Source organism: Streptomyces aureocirculatus (assembly GCF_000720475.1).
In the GTDB taxonomy this organism is placed as follows: domain Bacteria; phylum Actinomycetota; class Actinomycetes; order Streptomycetales; family Streptomycetaceae; genus Streptomyces; species Streptomyces aureocirculatus.
In genome coordinates this window covers 145039-162538 of sequence record NZ_JOAP01000007.1, presented here as the reverse complement: position 1 = coordinate 162538, position 17500 = coordinate 145039, and the positions used below count along the sequence as shown (strand labels likewise).

General features: G+C 71.3%; 15 protein-coding genes, 1 tRNA gene and 1 pseudogene. 5 read left to right on the top strand and 12 right to left on the bottom strand.

Annotated elements, in window-relative coordinates; all coding sequences use genetic code 11:
- Positions 1 to 4: 4 nt before the first annotated feature.
- Positions 5 to 1696: a thiamine pyrophosphate-binding protein gene (locus IG78_RS0108795; protein ID WP_030560841.1), complete on the bottom strand. Its 1692-nt coding sequence runs from the start codon at positions 1694 to 1696 to the stop codon at positions 5 to 7.
- Between the two features lie 221 nt (positions 1697 to 1917).
- Between IG78_RS0108795 and IG78_RS45405 the strand changes: the two are divergent.
- A pseudogene (locus IG78_RS45405) lies at positions 1918 to 2337 on the top strand (ATP-grasp domain-containing protein); the annotation flags it as partial.
- 101 nt (positions 2338 to 2438) lie between these two features.
- Here the strand turns inward: IG78_RS45405 and IG78_RS0108785 are convergent.
- The gene (locus IG78_RS0108785; RefSeq protein ID WP_051852448.1) at positions 2439 to 3773 is read right to left on the bottom strand and encodes a DUF2254 domain-containing protein; all 1335 of its coding nucleotides are present in this window, start codon (positions 3771 to 3773) and stop codon (positions 2439 to 2441) included.
- A gap of 87 nt (positions 3774 to 3860) precedes the next feature.
- Between IG78_RS0108785 and IG78_RS0108780 the strand changes: the two genes are divergently transcribed.
- Both IG78_RS0108780 and IG78_RS51140 read left to right on the top strand, forming a co-directional pair.
- Positions 3861 to 3948, top strand: a tRNA-Leu gene (locus IG78_RS0108780).
- Positions 3949 to 4278: 330 nt separating this feature from the next.
- Positions 4279 to 4602: a hypothetical protein gene (locus tag IG78_RS51140; RefSeq protein ID WP_225881924.1), complete on the top strand. Its 324-nt coding sequence runs from the start codon at positions 4279 to 4281 to the stop codon at positions 4600 to 4602.
- Between the two features lie 395 nt (positions 4603 to 4997).
- On the opposite strand, the gene IG78_RS0108770 is transcribed toward IG78_RS51140, so the two are convergent.
- The 6 genes from IG78_RS0108770 to IG78_RS0108740 all read right to left on the bottom strand — a co-directional run bounded on the left by IG78_RS0108770 (position 4998) and on the right by IG78_RS0108740 (position 9091).
- Positions 4998 to 5471, bottom strand: coding sequence for a hypothetical protein (locus IG78_RS0108770; RefSeq protein ID WP_030560836.1), 474 nt, complete (start codon positions 5469 to 5471; stop codon positions 4998 to 5000).
- 92 nt (positions 5472 to 5563) lie between these two features.
- Positions 5564 to 5794: a hypothetical protein gene (locus tag IG78_RS0108765; protein WP_030560835.1), complete on the bottom strand. Its 231-nt coding sequence runs from the start codon at positions 5792 to 5794 to the stop codon at positions 5564 to 5566.
- A 381-nt stretch (positions 5795 to 6175) separates the two neighbouring features.
- Positions 6176 to 6583 (bottom strand): Scr1 family TA system antitoxin-like transcriptional regulator, encoded by a 408-nt coding sequence (locus IG78_RS0108755; RefSeq protein ID WP_225881923.1) that lies wholly within the window; start codon positions 6581 to 6583, stop codon positions 6176 to 6178.
- Positions 6584 to 6668: 85 nt separating this feature from the next.
- Positions 6669 to 7199: a DUF6879 family protein gene (locus tag IG78_RS0108750; protein WP_030560833.1), complete on the bottom strand. Its 531-nt coding sequence runs from the start codon at positions 7197 to 7199 to the stop codon at positions 6669 to 6671.
- Complete coding sequence (locus tag IG78_RS0108745; RefSeq protein WP_030560832.1) at positions 7183 to 7389, bottom strand: hypothetical protein; 207 nt, start codon at positions 7387 to 7389, stop codon at positions 7183 to 7185. Before IG78_RS0108745 ends, IG78_RS0108750 begins: the two co-directional genes overlap by 17 nt.
- Before the next feature lie 172 nt (positions 7390 to 7561).
- Positions 7562 to 9091: a glycoside hydrolase family 3 protein gene (locus IG78_RS0108740; RefSeq protein ID WP_030560831.1), complete on the bottom strand. Its 1530-nt coding sequence runs from the start codon at positions 9089 to 9091 to the stop codon at positions 7562 to 7564.
- Between the two features lie 414 nt (positions 9092 to 9505).
- Between IG78_RS0108740 and IG78_RS0108735 the strand changes: the two genes are divergently transcribed.
- Together IG78_RS0108735 and IG78_RS43920 are read left to right on the top strand one after the other, a co-directional pair.
- Positions 9506 to 10528 (top strand): zinc-dependent alcohol dehydrogenase, encoded by a 1023-nt coding sequence (locus IG78_RS0108735; protein WP_030560830.1) that lies wholly within the window; start codon positions 9506 to 9508, stop codon positions 10526 to 10528.
- Between the two features lie 145 nt (positions 10529 to 10673).
- A complete protein-coding gene (locus tag IG78_RS43920; RefSeq protein WP_159398239.1) occupies positions 10674 to 11801 on the top strand; it encodes a Gfo/Idh/MocA family protein in 1128 nt (375 codons plus the stop codon).
- Here IG78_RS43920 and IG78_RS0108725 read toward each other — a convergent pair.
- The 4 genes from IG78_RS0108725 to IG78_RS0108710 are packed head-to-tail and all read right to left on the bottom strand — an operon-like array spanning position 11734 to position 17408.
- Positions 11734 to 12591 carry a phytanoyl-CoA dioxygenase family protein gene (locus IG78_RS0108725; RefSeq protein WP_030560828.1) on the bottom strand — a complete coding sequence of 286 codons (858 nt, stop codon included), beginning with the start codon at positions 12589 to 12591 and terminating at the stop codon, positions 11734 to 11736. The genes IG78_RS43920 and IG78_RS0108725 overlap by 68 nt on opposite strands.
- A 25-nt stretch (positions 12592 to 12616) precedes the next feature.
- Positions 12617 to 13765 carry a phenylacetate--CoA ligase family protein gene (locus IG78_RS0108720; protein ID WP_030560827.1) on the bottom strand — a complete coding sequence of 383 codons (1149 nt, stop codon included), beginning with the start codon at positions 13763 to 13765 and terminating at the stop codon, positions 12617 to 12619.
- Positions 13762 to 15141, bottom strand: a complete 1380-nt coding sequence (locus tag IG78_RS0108715) for a hypothetical protein (protein WP_030560826.1) — start codon at positions 15139 to 15141, stop codon at positions 13762 to 13764. Before IG78_RS0108715 ends, IG78_RS0108720 begins: the two co-directional genes overlap by 4 nt.
- Positions 15138 to 17408 (bottom strand): DegT/DnrJ/EryC1/StrS family aminotransferase, encoded by a 2271-nt coding sequence (locus IG78_RS0108710; protein WP_037684839.1) that lies wholly within the window; start codon positions 17406 to 17408, stop codon positions 15138 to 15140. Before IG78_RS0108710 ends, IG78_RS0108715 begins: the two co-directional genes overlap by 4 nt.
- Positions 17409 to 17500 lie beyond the last annotated feature (92 nt).

The following is a 17500-nucleotide window of genomic DNA, read 5'->3' as shown; positions in this document are numbered from 1 at the left end:
CACCTCACTTGTACATCGTCTGGTTTATGGTTCCGGGTGCGTACGCGTCCGGGTCGACCCACACGTTGACGAGCGAGGGCTTGCCGGACTCGCGGGCGCGACGCAGGGCGGGGCCGATGTCGGCGGGGTCGCGGACCTCCTCGCCGTGGCCGCCGAGCATCTGGGCGAACTTGTCGTAGTGGACGTCACCGAGGGTGTTGCCGACCCGCTGGCGCTCCTCGCCGTACTTGGCCTTCTGGCCGTAACGGATCTGGTTCATCGAGGAGTTGTTGCCGACGATGCCGACGAAGGGCAGGCCGTAGCGCACGAGCGTCTCGAAGTCCCAGCCCGTGAGGCTGAAAGCGCCGTCTCCGAAGAGGGCCACCACTTCCTTGTCGGGCCGGGCCTGCTTGGCGGCGAGCACGAAGGGGATGCCGACGCCGAGCGTGCCGAGCGGTCCCGGGTCCATCCAGTGGCCCGGTGCCTTGGGCTGCACGACCTGCCCGGAGAAGGTCACGATGTCGCCGCCGTCGCCGATGTAGACCGAGTCCTCGGTGAGGAAGTCGTTGATCTCGCTCACCAGGCGGTAGGGGTGGATGGGGGAGGCGTCGGAGCGCAGGCTCGGCAGCCGCTTCTCCAGCGCCGTCCGCTCGGCGGCCCGCAGTTCGTCCAGCCACTCCTTGCGCCGCGACGCGCCCCCGTCGATGCGTCCGGACGCGGCCTCGGTCACCGACTTCAGGACAAGTCCCGCGTCGCCGACGATGCCCAGGTCGATGTCGCGGTTCTTGCCGACGGTGCGGTAGTCGAGGTCGATCTGGACGACCGTCGCCTCCGGAGAGAGCCGTTTGCCGTATCCCATGCGGAAGTCGAAGGGCGTGCCGACGACGACGATCACATCGGCGTTGGAGAAGGCGTACCGCCGCGACAACTGGAAGTGGTGCGGGTCACCGGGCGGCAGCGTGCCGCGCCCGGCGCCGTTCATGTAGGCGGGCACATTGAGGGCGCGGACGAGTTGGATCGCCGCTGCCGTGCCCCTGGTCGTCCACACCTGGCCGCCGAGGAGGATGGCCGGTTTCTCCGCGTGTACGAGCAGATCGGCGAGCCTCTCGATGGCCTCGGGGTCACCGGCGGAGCGCGTCGAGGCCCGGTAGTGCCCCGCGCGCGGTACGCGGGCCTTCGCGGCGGGGACCTTGGCGTCGAGCACGTCACGGGGGATCTCCAGGAAGGAGGGCCCGGGAGCGCCGTGATAACACTCGCGGAACGCCATCGACACCATGTCCGCCGCGCGCGCCGTGTCGGGGACGGTCGCTGCGAACTTGGTGATGGGCGTCATCATGTCGACGTGCGGCAGGTCCTGCAGTGACCCCATTTTGTGCTGGGTGTGGGCTCCTTGGCCGCCGATGAGCAGCATCGGGGACTCCGCGCGGAAGGCGTTGGCCACGCCCGTGACGGCGTCGGTGGTGCCGGGCCCGGCGGTCACCACGGCGCATCCGGGCTTGCCGGTGATCCGTGCGTACCCGTCGGCGGCGTGGGCGGCGACCTGCTCATGGCGTACGTCGACGACGTCGATGCCCTCGTCGACGCAGCCGTCGTAGATGTCGATGATGTGGCCACCGCAGAGGGTGTAGATGACTTCCACCCCCTCGGCCTTGAGGGCCTTGGCGACCAGATGGCCGCCGGAGATGAGGGTGTTGTTGTCGCTGCTGTCGTCGGGCATGGCGAAGTCCTGTCCCTTCGTAGGGGATGCATAGGCGGTTCGTCCGGGGCGGGAATGCGCTTGGTAGGTGTGCGGTGCGCCAAGTAGGCGTCGGTACAGCCGTGCTGAGGAGCTCACGCAGTACATTGCATACAGTCGACGAATACTGTATGAAGCTTGTTATCCCGCATCCGGTGAGTGGTGTCCAGAGGGCGTACGGCACTTTCCGGACAGGAGCCGGAATGGACCTGAAAGAACATCAGGCAAGGGAACTCTGCGCGGAACACGGCATCTTGGTGCCGCCCGCAGGAGTCGCCGTCACCGCCGAGGAAGCACGCTGGTGCGCCGGCCGTCTCGGTGGCCGCGTCGTGGGTGGCCGCGCCGTGGTTAAGGCCCAGGTCAAGACCGGAGGGCGCGACAAGGCCGGTGGAGTCGTGTTCACCGCCGACCCGCCTTCGGCGGAGCTGGCGGCCCGACGCATCCTGGGCATGGGCATCGAGGAGACAGCCGCCACCCGCCCCGGCGCGGTGGTCCGGGTGCCGGTCGACCCCTTCGAAGGCGTACCGCGGGAGAAGGCCGCCGAGATCACCGCCGCGGCCGGACTGCCCGGCGCGGCCGCCGACGCCCTGACCCGCATGTGGGACGTCCTGGTCCGCGAGGACGTCGGAGGAGCCGGAGCCGGAGCCGGGGCTCGCGGCCGTCAAGGTCACCGCGACCGTGGGGCGGGCGGTGAGCCGGTGTGCGCCCCCCCGGCAAGGTGGCGTCAGCCGATGCCCTGCCGGTCCGGGAGCAGTGCGAAGGCGCGGTCCGCGGGTTCCGGTACGAGGCGTTCCACGGCCTGCTCCAGGAGTGCCCGGTGCCGGACGAGCGGAGCCCGGCGGGCTTCGGGCGCGAGCAGGAGCAGGTCGTCGAGCCCGGCCAGCATGCGCCGGGTGACCTGGGGATGGTCCGCGGCGCAGCAGCGGATCTCGGTGAGGCCGAGGTCCACCAGGTCCTCCCAGTCGGGCACCGGCTGGACCAGACGCACGTCCCCGCGCCGGTCGCGATGGCGAAGCGCCCCCAGGGGACTGTCGGCGACCGCCGCCAGGAACTGCACGATGCGGTCCAGTGCCTGCACGGCGGTCGTCGGGTCGTTGACGGAGGTGGACAGCGCCCGCAGTGCGATGTCGGACAACTGCCGGAGGCCGAAGCCGAGGTCCTGGTGGAACGTGCGTTCTACTCCGACGTGCACTGTGTACCGCAGGGCGCGGCGGCCGGGCGGAGGTCCGCCGTGCACCGCGAACACCGGCGTGCCCGGCACCACGAAGTCCCCGATGCGGGGCAGCAGCCGCAGGACGACGCCCTGGCGCCGCGCCGCCCGCACCGCCCGCGCGATATTGACGTCACGCAGCACGCCGGCCCGGCCCTCATGCGTGATCCGTGCGGTTTCGGGCCCGAGCTGCTCGTGGTCGGGTTCCTGCTCCGCCGGGTGCCGCACGGCCACCCGGAACGAGTCGCGGGCGATGCGGTCGATGACGAAGCCGATGCGCATCATCCGCAGTGTGCCGTTCACGTACGCGATGAAGAGGAGCAGGCTCAGGAGCACCATCAGGAAGGCGAGCACGGCCTCCACCAGCGGTACGTTCGACACCAGACGAGGGTCCTGCTCGCTCTCGAACGACGTCAGCGTCATCAGCGAGAACAGGAACGTCGCGAGGAAGACCGTCAGGGTGAGCTTCGTGATTCGGGAGCGGACGTAGAGCCGCACCACCCGCGGGCTGAACTGGCCGCTCGCCATCTGTACGGCCACCAGCGAGATGCTGAAGACGACCCCGATGAAGGTCATCATCGCCGAGCCGATGGTGCTGATGACGATCTTCACATCCTCGGCGAGCCGGTTCAGGTCCTTGAGGGTGTCGTACTCCTCCTCGTCCTGGAGCAGCCGCACCAGCTCCGTGTCCAGCTCCGCGGCGCCCCACCACAGCAGGAGCGCGCCGACGAGGCCCGCCGTCGGGGCGAACCACATCGTGTCCCGCAGGTGCTCGCGCAGCGGGGACAGCATCCGGGGTCGACGGACCCGCCCGTCACCCCGCGCACCCGTAAGCAGACCGTCACTCATGGTGAAACTCTAGGTGCGTCCACGCGGGGGACCGGGGCGGCGCGCTGCACCCCGCCCCGGCGCACGGATACGCAGGTGAAAGGCACTGTCCGGGTGGCGGAATGGCAGACGCGCTAGCTTGAGGTGCTAGTGCCCTTTATCGGGCGTGGGGGTTCAAGTCCCCCCTCGGACACCAGCTAAGACCCCTGTTGAGCAGGGGTTTTTTGCTTTTCCGGGCTGTGGCGTGACCAACCACGTGACCAACAGCCCAGCGAATCCCCTGGTCGGACCAGGGATGACAGGCCGAGCCTGTTGGCTCCGGAGGCGGCGAGCTTCCGGGCTCCGTTCTTCCTGCTGTGCCCATAACGGGCCATGGTGTAGCCCGGCGACTTCAGGACGTTCATCACGGACTGATCCACGTGGATGAGGGCGTTGGCGTCGCCGTCCTTGGTGAGCTTCCGCAGCCGTTAGGTGTTGCCTTCCTCGACCACGACCCAGCCCATTTCGATGGAGCCCGTGGAGGGGCGTGCGTACGCCCCAGGTGTTCGGCCGTCCCGTCCGCACTGCTCGCCCCCGTGTGATCGCTCTCTCCGAGGCCGCCCGGCCGCTGTGGCGGACCGTTCGCCGGTACGCGCGCATCCTGGACGAGACGCTTCCGGAGGTTCAGGCCGTTTTCATCGAGCGGACCGCAGAGCAGACGCTCAGGGTCGCGGCCTGCCTCGCGGCCTCCGAGTGCTCCGAGACCGTCACGGTTGAGATCCTGACGGCCGCCTCCACCCTCGTTCGCCGCTCCGTCCAGGAAGCCGTACGGATCAACAAGGGGGCGACCGCGCCGAAGGTGAAGCGGTAGCCGCTCAGCCTCGCGGACAAGGTCCGCGCCCGGATCGAACTGCACGGCGGTTCCGCCACGTCCAGCCAAGTACTTCCGTTCGTGGGGGCGTCGGCCGCTGAGGTCAAGGAACTGCCCGGAACCGTCGTGACGGTGGGCCGCTCGGGGAAGACCTGCCGACCGGCCACCGTTTTCACGATCCGCGGTGACAGTTCCGGTGACGCTGTGCCGCAGTCGGCCCGCGCGGAGCGTGAGCAGAACCGGGACGATTCCCGTCGCTCCGAGTCGCGTCCGGCTGACTCGAAGCGTGATAAGAACCGCGCAACGGTCGTGCAGATTGACGCCTACCGCCAGACGCTGATCCGGTGCTTCGTATACCGCAGGATCGAACGGGGCATCGTGGTGTGCTCCCCTCATCAGGTGTGGACAGCAGTCGGGCAGGCAAGGTCCGGTGCGGCGCGGCTCGGGGAGCACGTCACCAAAGCTACGGACAGGAATGTGGGCCTCTCCAGGTAGAAGCCGTGGGATACGTCTCCATCCCAACTCAGCCGTTCGGCGGCGGAGTAGGCCAGTAGTGTCAGCCGTGTGCTGTCGCGGTCGGACTCGCAGGCGAACCGGGGTGCGTACTGCGCCAGTCGTTGCCCGAGCCATTCCGCTGCTTCCTGCGGCTCCTCCCAGGTGCCGCGCACGAGCTTCGCGGGCTTGATCAGCCAGTGGGCCGTTTCCAGCGGCGGCAGGTCCACGGTCGGGAACTCCGCCTTCACTTCCCTGTACCGCTGGATCAACTCCGGCTTATCGGCCGGCGGTGCATCAGGGTGCGGGGGCCGTCTCAGTGCCTCGTCGTCGAACCGTTGCTTGGAGCTGGTCCACAGGTAACCGTGGTGGTGCAACTGTCGTCCCGTTCAGCGCAGGAAGAAGAGGGGCGCCGGACCGGCCCTGCCTCTCGGGGGTGAGCCAGGACCGGGGGCGCCAGGGATGGCCGTCAGGCAGACAGGCCGAAGCGGGCCGGGTCGATACCGGCCGCGTTCAGTTCCTCGGTGGTGAAGCGCAGCGGCTCCGCACCGGGCCGCTTGCTGTCGCCCAACGCCCACGCGTTGGGGCCGATCTTCGCCAGCGTGGCGCAGGACTCGCCGTCGGGGTGTGTGTTGCCCCCGCACGCCTTGAGGAACTCGGCGCCGTCGATGGGCAAGCTGTACAGGTCGGTTTTGGGCATGGGTGTGCCTTCCTGTGAGATCAGTGCTGGGGGCAGACTCAGAGCTGGTACTGATCCGACTTCGACACGAACACGACACCCTGGCCAAGAGCCGTTGCGCTCTCAAAGATCTCGTGCAGTATCGACCTGGAGTTGTCGCGCATCGCGTTGGTCAGGTTGTGGCCAGTAAGGCCGCCTCGGACGGGAGTAGAATCATTTCCGTGTCTGCCATATGCCGACCGTTCTTCGTCAGCCACATAGGGACGCGAATGTTCCCAGCATCATCCCGGTACGCCGGACGGCTTGGGAGCGGGTCCATCCGCCAACCCTGCGGGGCCTTCTGGCTGTCCTTCTTCGGTTCGGTCGGCATACGTACATCCTCGGACCGCAGACGAGGAACCTCTAGCCCGTTTCCTGTTGCCTCAAGAAGTCGTCCCGGATGCCAGACGCGAGGGCCCTCATTTCCCCGTCCATGACAGCCACGCTCTCGAACCCGTCGAACTTGCTCACGTACAGCTCAACGTCTCTGGACTCGCTAGTGGTCACCTCAGCATGAGGGATTTCGATAATGGCTAGGTTGGTGTCGAAGAGAACGAACGAGGAACTAGGCAAGTCAGCCATGGGGGCTGACAGGGGGACGATCCCGACACTGACGTTGGGCATCCTCGACATGGTGATGAGCTTGTCCATCTGCGCTGCCAGCATTGCGGGCGGAACGATTTGCCACCGAAGCACGGACTTTGTGATCACGAAACGGAAGCTACGAGTGGTGTCGTAAAGAACCCCTTGGCGAAGGAGGCGTGCGCCCATCATCTTCTCTAGGACGCGACCGTTTTAGCCTGCTGTCCGCTGGCTTCCCGCAGTTCCCGTAGCGCCCGACCGATATTGATGTTGTTCACGCTGGCTTGTGCCGCTCCCACCAGTCACGGAAGGGGGCAGCGTTACTCATGGCCGAGTCTCGGCGCTCTAGCCATTCCTGAGCTTGCTCCTCAGGGATCAGTTCAGCCCCTAGGAATTCACCGCCACCGCCGTACTGCATAGTTACGACGGTGTGCTCATCGAACGCCCAAAAGTCTGGTACTCCCTTAAGGGGGTTCGGTCGCTCGGTGGTGTCGAGAATGAAGAACTCTTCCCCGGCTTCTTGGTTGCGCACGTAACCCCACCCGAGTTCAAACCGAAGATAGTCACTCAGGGGACGGGAAAGAATGTGAACCCGGTACATGCGCCTACCGGCTTGCGTGGCGTCTCGTACGGTCGTGACCCAACCGGCCGACTTGTACTCTTCCGGTTGCGGCTTGCCAGTCAAGAACGCCTGATAAGCCTCGACGCCGCCCGATTTGCTGTAGTCGTCCAGAGTTTCCAGCCGGAACGCTTCTTGCTGAAACTCCTTGAAGAGGTTCCCGAAGTCTTCAGGCGAGATGTTCACGGGCCACCCTCAAAAGCAGAGACATGGGGATACGGACGGCGGTTTCGTTGTTCGGCAGCCGCATGGTGGTGAGTGCTTCCTCGTCGTCCACCTTGAAGCCCTGCACTAAGACGTTCTCCGTGCCCGCTACCGCCCACACGGTCGGGCACGGCCCCTCGTCACACTCGCTTGCGAGCTGGGTGAGCTTCACGGGCTGACCCCCTGCGTAGGTTGGTGTCCTGTTCGATCCTCGCGACGCTGTGACATACGGGTCAAGGTGGACCAGTTGAGAGAACAGGAAACTCAGCACGCCAGCCCATGCCGCAGCCACGGGGGAAAAAGCAGCCTCGCCGACCTCCGCCGGACGGCTGCCGGCCCCGGCGTCAGGCGCCGCCCACCAGCATTTCCGCCGCCGCGATGCCCGATACGCGGGTCGCCCCGTGGGTGATCACGTGGACGGCGCCGAGTGTCGTGCCCGTGGGGACGCCCATCTCTACGACCAGGGCGTCGGGGCGGGTGCGGAGGAGGCGGGTCAGGGTGTCCGACATCCAGCGGTGGCGGGCCGCGTCGCGGACGACGAGTACCAGGGCTCTGCCGTTCGCCGGGCCGAGGACCACGCGGTCGAGGACCTCGTCCGTGCCGTCGTGGCCGGCGAGCTCGGGCTGGGTCAGGCGCGCGGACGTCGTGTCGGGGCGCAGGTCGCGCAGCGGGTCCGCGACGCCCCAGGGGGTGCCGCCGTCCACGGCGGGATTCATCACCGGCGACAGCTCCACCACGTGCGGAGCCACCGTGAGCGGCAGCGGGGGCCCCGACGAGCCGGGGCGCCGGTACACCCGCACCGCGCGGCGTGCCGCGACCAGGCCGATGTCCGAGCGGTCGCCCGCCCTGGTCACCGCCCGCGCCCGCCCGCCGGACCAGGCGGCGAACTCCCGTACCCGCCGGCTCGCCTCCGTGAGCCGCGGCTCCGGCAGCCGTCCGTCGAGCACCGCCTTCACCAGCGCGCCCGCGAGCAGCTCCACGGTGGACTGCTCGGCGCTCTCACCCCCCACGCACACCGCGTCCACGCCGCCAGCGACCGCCAGGACCGTCGCGCCGTCGATGCCGTACCGGTCGGTGACCGCGCCCATCTCGATGCCGTCCGTGACCACCATGCCGTCGAAGCCGAGTTCGCCGCGCAGCAGGTCGTTCAGGACGTGCGGGCTGAGCGTCGCGGGCAGGGTCGGGTCGTAGGCGGGCACAAGGAGGTGGGCCGTCATGATGGCGCGCACTCCCGCCTCCGTGGCGGCGATGAAGGGCGGCAGGGCGGTGCGCGCGATCTCCGCTGCGGTGCCCTTGACCTGCGGCAGGCCGAAGTGCGGGTCCACGGAGGTGTCGCCGTGGCCGGGGAAGTGCTTGGCGCAGGCGGCGACGCCGGACGCCTGCAGGCCGCGGATCCAGGCCGCCGTGTGCCGGGACACGACATCGGTGCGGGAGCCGAAGGAACGTACGCCGATGACGGGGTTCAGCGGGTTGGAGTTCACGTCGGCGCTCGGCGCGTAGTTCAGGGAGACGCCCGCGGCGTGCAGTTCGCGCCCGATGTCGCGGGCGACGCTCTCGGTCAGGTCGACGTCGTCGACGGCGCCGAGCGCCAGATTGCCGGGGCGGGAGGCGCCCGTCCAGGCCTCCATGCGGGTCACGTCACCGGCCTCTTCGTCGATGGCGACGAGCAGGTCGGGGTTCTCTGCCCGCAACGACGCGGTGAGCGCCGCGACTTGCTCGGGGTTGACGATGTTCCGCCCGAAGAGCACCACCGCGCCGAGCCCGTCGGCGATCCTGCGACGCAGCCAGTCCGGTGCCTCCGTCGTGCCCACGAACCCTGGCTGCAGTACGGAGTTGGCGAGCTGCTCCAGCTCGGGGTGTCTGCTCGAGACCATGCCGGGACCTCCGAGGGGGCGGTGGGTGGGAGACCGGACTGTGGGGCCGGTCGGTGGACTGGAGCCAGCCTTCGGCGGTGGTCGGGCCGCCGGGCGACTTGGTACAGGCCAATCGGATGCTGGCTTAGACCAATTGGCGCTGTCAAGGAGTGCGAACCGGCAGGAAACGGAGGATGAAGCAGCAGATGGAAGAGGGGGGTTGCAGCTTCCGCAACGTCGTGGGGCCGCTGGGAGACGTCATTCCGGCCACCCCACGCCCACCACCCACCGAGGCCACCTTGTACGGCGCCCCTTCGCGCGATGGAATTCCGGGGAGCGGGGCAGGCCACGGCAGGGCGGGCAGGCACGGCGCGCACCGGGGGACTCCGCGAGCGGCGGCGGGGCCCGGCCTGGGCCGGGCGAAGGAGGTACACCGTGCGGCGTTACGAACTCGTCGGCAGGCGCGACATCAGGCTGGTCAGCAACGCCCCGGTGCCCGATCCCGGGCCGGGCCAGGTCCTCGTGCGGGTGCGCTCGTGCAGCGTCTGCAACCGCAGCGACCTCGCGTACTACCACTACCACGGCCTCAGGGAGCACTGCGCGACCGGTTGTTACGGCCATGAGGTGGCGGGTGTGGTCGAGGCGACCGGGCCCGGAGTGACCCGGGTCGCGGCCGGGCAGCGTGTCTTCGTGCGCACCCCGCTCACCACCGGGTACGCGGAGTACGCCCTGGCCAGGGAGATCTCCGTCGGTGCGCTTCCCGACGGGATCCCCTTCGAGCAGGGCTCCATCCTCCAGCTCCTGCCGCTCGCGGTGCACGCCACGCGCGGCGTCGGCCTCGGCGACCGGGTCGTCGTCATCGGTCAGGGGCCCGTCGGCCAGATGGCGCTGCGCATGGCGCTGCGGCGCGGCGCGGCCCATGTCACCGTGGCCGACCTGGACGACTGGCGGCTCGAACGGTCGCGGCGGGCGGGCGCCCACGCCGCGCACCGCGTCGACGGCAGCGCGGACCGCCTCGCGGCCCTGGGAAGACTGTTCGCCGAGCAGGGGGAGGAGTACGACGTCGCCATCGACGCCGTCGGCACACCCACCACCCTCAACGCCTGCGTCGGTCTCGTACGCCAGAACGGCCTCGTCGTCATGCTCGGCACACACCACGTCGACACGCACGTCACCGTCGACCTCGTGACCTGGGAACGCAAGGGCCTGCGGGTGCACAGCTCCGCCGAGCCGGTGGACACCGCGCGCGCCGAGGCCCTCGCGGTCGCCGAACGTCTCCTGCGCCACGGCGCGGAGACGTTGCGGCTGCCCGATCTGCACACCCACACGTACGCGCTCGAAGAACTTCCCAAGGCCATGGAGCAGTTGTCCGCGAGCAGGTCCCTCTACCCGGACGCGGAACGCGCCCCCTACGACGGGCCGCCGCCCGAGACGCTGAAGGTGGCGATCGTGCCGTGAGGGAGAGGGAGAGGGAGAGGGAGAGGGAGAGGGAGGGGTGCGGGCGTGCCGTGCGTGACCAGTGTGGGCAGGGCACCCGCACCCGCACCCGCACCCGCGCGCGGGCGTGGGCGTGGACGCGGGCGAGAAGGCGGGGGCGAGGGCGGTGAGATGGGCTGTCGCCGGGTACGGCGATGTCGTGGAGCGGCGGGTGCTGCCCGCGCTGTGGGCGCTCGGGCAGGAACCCGTGCGCGTCTGGGGCCGCGACGGGCGCAGGGCCGCGCGTGTCGCCGCACGCCACGAGGTGCCGTACGGCACCGACGACGAGGGCTCCCTGACCCGGGGCGTGGACGCGGTGTACGTGGCCACGCCCGTCGTACGCCATGTCCCCCTGGTGCGGCGGGTGCTGGCCGTGGGCCTTCCCGTACTCGTGGAGAAGCCGCTGGCAGGCGGGTTGCGGACGGGTGCGGTACGCGAGGCCGAGGGCGGGCCCTGTGCGGGTGTCGCCTACTACCGCAGGCTCGCGCCCGCCGTGCACCGCCTGCGCGAGGAGCTGAGAGGGAGCACGCCTGAGCGCGTCGAGGTGCGCTTCCGGTGCGCGTTCGATCCCCGGCCCGGGCATCCGATGCGGTGGCGTACGGATCCCGCCCTGTCCGGGGGCGGGGTGCTCGCCGACGCAGCGAGTCACCGAATCGACCTGCTGCACCTGCTGTTCGGGCGGGCGGACGAGGTGCGGGCCCGCCTGGACCGCCGCTTCCCCGAGGGCGCCGAACGGTCGGCCGACGTGGAGTTGCGGTGGGCGTCGGGCCTGCGGGCGCGGGTGCTCGCGGAGTGGAGCGACGCGCCCCCCGTGGACCGCTTCGAGGTGAGCGGCGGCGGCCGAGTCCACACGCTCGACCCACTGGACTCGGGCCATCTGCGCTGCCGTGCGGCGACGCAGGGCGGACCGGCGGTGACGCAGGGCGGACCGGCGGTGACGCTGGGCGGCCCGGAGGCGGTGGGAGGCGGGCGGAGAGAGGCGGAATGGATGCTTCCGCCCGCGCCCAACCCCCATCAGCCGCTCATCGCCGACTTCCTGGAAGCCATCGCCGACGGCAGGCCCCCGGCGTGCCCCCTCTCGCAGGGGCACCTGGTGGACGAGGTGATCGTGGCCGCGGAGCAGTCCGCCGCGGCGGACTGCGCCCCCGTCCGGCTGCCGCCGCCCGCCCCCGAGGACACCGCGCCGCTCAGGCCCCGTCGTCCGCCGACCACGCCCGCAGCCACCGCGGGTCCGGCGCGTCCGACCGGCGCATGAAACGGGTGTCTATGGACAGCCGCATCGCCTCCGTCGTCGCGTCGAGGGAGGCGTGGATGATGCGGGGCAGGTGCACCATGAGGTCGCCCGCCGCGAAGTCCGTCCACAGCCAGCGGCGGTCCAGGCTGCGCGCGGTGAACTCCAGGTCGTGGCAGATCTGGCGGCGGTCACCCGGCCGGTCCGTGGTGTCCCGCAGGGACTCGTACGCCGCGGCCGGCAGTTGGTGCGAGCCCTCCAGATAGACGAGGGCACCCGACTCCGGCGGGCAGTCGCCGACGGGGATCCACGTCGTGACGACCCGTGGCGAGCCCTCGTTCATGTAGTCGAAGTCGACATGGGCACGTGAGGCCCTGCGCACCCCGCGGTGGAAGTGGCGCAGGATCCGGCGCGGCAGCATCCGGACGTCACCGCCGAGCAGACCGGCGGCCAGCCCGCGCAGGCGCGGATCGTCGAGGAAGCGGTCGAAGGTCTCCGAGCGGACGAAGGCGTGCGCGGGGTGCCCGGCCACCCCGTGCTCGGGCATCCCTTCCGGCACCCGGCCGGAGAACACGCCCTCGCGCGCGCTCGTGCCCGGCGCGAGGAATCCGGCGGGCAACTGCGAGAAGTACCTGGCCCGTAACCGCAGGACCTCCTCGCGGTCGAGGAAACCCGGCAGATACAGATAGCCGTCCGCGTGCAGTTGCTCCCGCAGGGTCCCCGGATCCGGCAGGGGATCCGTGCCGGTGGCGCGCAGCGGACCGAAGAGCTCGGGGGAGAAGGGTATGGCTACGCCGTTCGACGAGAGATTCACCAGGAGTCCTAACGTCAGCGGATGGTCAGTAGACGCCTTCGACGGCCCCGTGCGGCCCGGTCAGGCCGTCGCGGAAGACCTGGACCGCGGCCACGCCCTCCCAGGGGAACCAGGGGTGCGGACCTGTCCTGATCGCGCTGTCCCGTTCCAGGAGGTTGGGCAGGAAGAGGTCCTCCAGGAGGGTGGTGACGCGCACGCGCCCCCGCTCGCCCACGGGTACCACGCGCCAGGGATCGGCGGGGTAGACGACCTCCAGGACCGCGAAGGGCGGTGGCAGATGGTAGGAGTGGCCGGTGCCGCCGGGCGGCGCGGGCGCCCCCGGCACCGCGTCGGCCTGTAGGGCATGGCCGGCCAGGGTGTTGCCGTACGTGTCGATCCACTGCACGCCGTCGAGGTGCTCCTGGCGCAGGAAGGCGGCCTCGGCGGCGGAGCACGTGGTGCCGCCCGTGCACACCGCGCGGATGCCGTAGGTGTGCAGCGGCCGTGGCAGCCGCATGGCGAGTTCGAGGAGCAGCCGCGAGGTGGTGAACAGGAGCGAGGGACGCTCGGCGGTCAGCAGGGTCAGGGTCTGCTCCACCAGGTGCGAGGTGTACGCGTCCGCCTCGCCGCCCGCGCGCAGGGACGCCTTCACCCAGCGCGGGTCGAAGTCGATGGCGTACACCGCGCCGCACCAACTGTCGGCGAGGCCCTCCACGAAGTGCCCGTACGCGTGCGGGCCGCTCGGTGTCATCGCGAGGACGTCGCCGCCCGCGACGCCGCGCGCCTCCAGGACGGTCCGGTAGATCTCCACGTCGTACGCGAGCCGCGTCACGTTCACGATACGGCAGGGCGCACCGGTGGTGCCGCCCGTCTCGAAGACCCGGAACGGCCGGTCCCGGTAGCCGCGCGGGCGCAGGTCGAGGGCGCTCGCGGCCCGCAGTTCGCCCTTGTCGAAGAGCCCGAAGAGCTCAAGGGCCGCGAAGCCGTCGACGTCCGTGAGCGGGTCGAAGCCGAGCCTGTCCCTGCGGCCGACCCAGAACGGGGAGCCCGTCTCCGGCTCGAAGTGCCAGCGCATCATGCGGCGCGTCCACGTGTCGAGGTCCACGGCCAGCTCGGGCACGCGCTCGCGCAGGGTGTCGTACAGGGTGTCGAAGGTGACCTGCGGGGCGTGCTCCGCCCGGGACGAGGTGGTCATGGCTGTTCTCCTGGTGCCGCCGGCGGTCGGTACACGAACAGGGAGTCGTCGGCGAGGGCGCGCGCGGCGTCGGCGCCTGCGCCGAGCACGGCGGCGAAGGGGAAGGGGACCTCGTGTCCGGCGAGCGGATGGCGCGCCTTGTCACCGAGACCGTCGTCGCCAAGGCCCTCGTCGCCGATACTGCCGACGCCGAGGCCGCCGTCACCGAGACCGCCGTCGCCGCGGCCGTGCAGCAGCGCGAGCAGCGGGCGTGCGAAGAGGTCCCCGCGGGCGCCGCGTACGAGGGCGGGCTCGCGGGTGAGGACCCGGTCGCCGGGGCGCAACCGGTCGAGTACGGAGGCGACGGCGCGCTCTGCCTCGGCGGGATCGCGGAAGGCGGTCAGCGGCCAGTGCGGTTCCGCGGGGTCGGGGGCGGGGCCGGGGTGCAGCGCGTCGAGCGCCGTCGCGAGGGCCTTCGCCAGGGGTTCCGGGTCGTGGTCCACGCACACGACGGTGCGTACGTTGCTGCAGAACCGGCCCGAGTCCGCGGCGACCAGCGGCAGCAGCCAGGCCACCGTGTCGGCGATGGCGAGTGGGCCGGAACCGCCACCGTCGGCACGGGCCGGGTCGGGCGGCGGCACGAGGGCGCAGCCGCGCCCTGGCCCGTGCAGCGTGAGCGCCGCCGAGTCCCGTACCGAAGCCGCGAGGCCCGCGCCGCCGTACACCACGTGCCGGTCGGTCAGGCCGATCAGGCCGTGCAGGACGCGCTGTTCGGTGGGGTACAGGGCGAGGCGCTGCGGGGGCCAGCCCACGGCGAGGAGGGCGGCGACCAGGCGGGCGGCGGAGAACGGCTCGCGGCGGCTGGGACGCACCCAGACGCACGCGGACCGCTCGGCCTCGTCGAGGACGGAGTCCAGGCAGGTGAACGTGTTGCCGGGCAGGGACACCAGGGCGAGTGCCTCGTCGGGCACGGCGGCCCCGCGACGGGCGGCACCGTCGTGGAGCAGCGCGCCCCAGCGGTCGACGAGGGGGCCCGGCAGGCCCGCGCTCTCCCACAGCGCCGTCCGGAACCCGGCCGCGCTCTGCGGTCCCAGGCCGCCGACCGTGACGGTGCCGTGCCGGAACAACTCAAGGGCGGCGAGTACGCGTTCACGGCGGTCGGTGAGCGGGGGCAGGCCGTGGTGGACGGTGTCCCACCAGCGGCGGTCGGAGTGGGCGACGATGTGCGGGACGAGCGCGAGGCGGGTGCCCGCGGGGCCCGGCAGGGGGGCGGTGTCCAGGGACGGCTGCCATTCGCCCCTGCGGAACGCGTGGACGCCCGGCGTCCCCTGCTCTTGTCTGCCTGGTTCCCCCGGGAGTTCGCCGTCGAGTGGCCCCCCTGCGTACGGCGCCGTCACGACAGCTCGCCGCGCAGCGCTTCGACCACCCGGAGCTGTTCGGCGCGGGTGAGCGTCGGATACAGCGGCAGGGCGATGTGGTGCCGCGCGAACCAGCGGGCCTGCTCGAACGGCCCGTCGACGACGGGCGCGCCTGCTCCGGTCCCCGCGCCTGCTCCGGTCCCCGCGCCTGCTCCGGTCCCCGCGCCTGCTCCGGTCCCCGCCCCCGCTCCGGTCCCCGCCCCCGCTCCGGCTCCCGCCCCCACTTCGGTACGTGTCGCCTCCGCCGACGCGAAGTACGGCTGGTCGCACAGCAAATGGTCGTACACCTCACCCGCGAGGGACACCCCGTGCCGTTCGCGCAGCCGCTTCTTCAGGAGGGCCCGGTCCACGGGGGCGTCCAGATAGGCGAGGTACTTGTAGTAGTTGCTGTGCACTGCGGCGGGCACCGTGTGGGCACGGACGCCGGGCACGTCGGCCAGCAACTCGTCGTACTCGTAGGCGAGTGCGCGCCGCGCGGCCAGCGTGTCGTCGAACCGCTCCAGGTCCACCGTGCCGACGGCGGCGTGCAGTTCGCTCATGCGCCAGTTGCCGCCAGGGCGGTCGTGCAGGGTCGAGCCCTGGGCGCTCTTGCCGTGGTCGCGCCAGCGCCGCACCTGCTCCGCGTCCTCGGCGTTCGCGCACGTCACCAGGCCGCCCTCGCCGCTCACCGCGACCTTCGTGGGGAAGAAGGAGAACGCGCCGAACCGCCCGAAGGCACCCGCGAACCGGTCGCCGAGGGTCGTGCCGAGCGCGTGCGCGGCGTCCTCCACGACCGCGACGCCCCGCCGCTCGCACAGGGAGATCACGTCGTCGAGTGCGGGCGAGACGATACCGCCGATGTGCACGGGAAGGACGGCCGCCGTGTCCGGATGGCGGTCGAGCGCCGCGCGCAGGGCGTCCGGGTCGATGCCGAGCCCGTCGAGCTCGATGTCGACGAACCGTACCCGCGCCCCCGCCCGCACGGCGGCCGCCGCCGTGGCGAAGAACGTGTTGACCGGTACGAGCACGGTGCGTCCCGCCACCCCGACGATGCGCAGGGCGATCTCCAGAGCGGCCGCACCGGAGGCGACCGCCACGCCCTCGCGCCCCGTCCAGGTCCGTGAGAGCTCCTCGAAGCGGGCGAGCCCCGGGCCCTGCGTGAGGTGGCCGGAGGCGAGCGCGGCGTCGACCCGGTCGAGGACGGCGCGGCGTTCGGCCACCCCGAAGTGGACGCGCTGGGCGGGCACGTCGCCGACCGCCCCGGACGCCCCGGACGCCTCGGCCCCGCGGCTCAGGGCGCGGGCGAAGAAGTCGGCCGCGTGCCGTACGTGTGTGCCGTGCCCCATGGGGAGTTCACGCACGTCGAGGCGGTCCGTGGCGGCCGCCGCCCGGTAGCCGCGGCGGACGATGCCGGCGGCGGCGCGGGCGTCGGCCGGTTCCAGGTAGGCGTCGTCGGTGCCGAACTGCAGGTGCAGCGGGGCCGGGGCGAGCGCGGCGTAGAGGTCGCCCAGGTCGGCGTACTCCAGGATGCCCGGCAGGACCGCGCCCTCGTACCCGGTCAGGAGCCGTTCGTACAGCGCCGGATAGCTGCCGAGGTGGCTGGCCGCGCACACCGGCAGCGGGCGCGGTGCGAGGAGCGCGGTGTGCAGGGCGACGGCCGCGCCCAGGCTGTGCCCGAACAGGCCCACGCGGTCGGCGTCGACGAGACGGTGCGAGGTGAGGACGTCGAGGGCGCCCAGGGTGTCGCCGACAAGGGCGCCGAGGAGCGAGCGGCCGGTGAGGGCGAAGGCGTGCGCCAGCAGCGCGCCCTCCTCGCGCCCGGCGCGCCGCTGTTCGTCGAGGCCACCGCCGATGCCGTGCTCGAAGGTCAGCGTGACGAACCCGGACCGGGCGAGGTGCTCGGCGACGTTCCGGTCGGGGAAGTCCGGCGGGCTCTCACCGGTGAGCTGCTCCAGGCGGGCGTTCTTGCCGCCGAGGACCAGGACGGCGGGGGCGGGGGCGGTGGTGTCGGGCGGCGCGAGCAGGGTGCCCTGGAAGGCGCCCCGCGACGGGGAGTTGAGGGTCAGGCGTTCGCGCCGCAGGCCGTCGGCGACGGTGGTGTCGACGGCGGTGATCTCCAGCGGGGCGCGTTCGACGCGGGCCAGGCGCTCCACGACCGCTCGGACCCCGCGGGACCAGGCGGTGTGCGCGGGGGCGTCGGAGAGGGGTGGGGTGGGGCGCAGGGTGGGTTCGGCTCCGAGCAGGCGGCGCACGTGGGTGGTCTGCATGCGGGTGCGATCGCTCCTGTGAGTGTGCGGGTGGCTGGCCCTCGCGGGGCGCCCCGGGCCCGCCCCTTCCCGAACCGGGGGGCTGCGCCCCC

What these genes read in the sequence shown, in the direction of transcription:
- IG78_RS0108795 (WP_030560841.1), bottom strand. Translation starts at nt 1,696, where the DNA reads ATGCCCGACGACAGCAGCGACAACAACACCCTCATCTCCGGCGGCCAT.
- IG78_RS0108785 (WP_051852448.1), bottom strand. Translation starts at nt 3,773, where the DNA reads ATGAGTGACGGTCTGCTTACGGGTGCGCGGGGTGACGGGCGGGTCCGT.
- IG78_RS0108765 (WP_030560835.1), bottom strand. Translation starts at nt 5,794, where the DNA reads ATGCCCAAAACCGACCTGTACAGCTTGCCCATCGACGGCGCCGAGTTC.
- IG78_RS0108755 (WP_225881923.1), bottom strand. Translation starts at nt 6,583, where the DNA reads ATGGGCGCACGCCTCCTTCGCCAAGGGGTTCTTTACGACACCACTCGT.
- IG78_RS0108740 (WP_030560831.1), bottom strand. Translation starts at nt 9,091, where the DNA reads ATGGTCTCGAGCAGACACCCCGAGCTGGAGCAGCTCGCCAACTCCGTA.
- IG78_RS0108720 (WP_030560827.1), bottom strand. Translation starts at nt 13,765, where the DNA reads ATGACCACCTCGTCCCGGGCGGAGCACGCCCCGCAGGTCACCTTCGAC.
- IG78_RS0108710 (WP_037684839.1), bottom strand. Translation starts at nt 17,408, where the DNA reads ATGCAGACCACCCACGTGCGCCGCCTGCTCGGAGCCGAACCCACCCTG.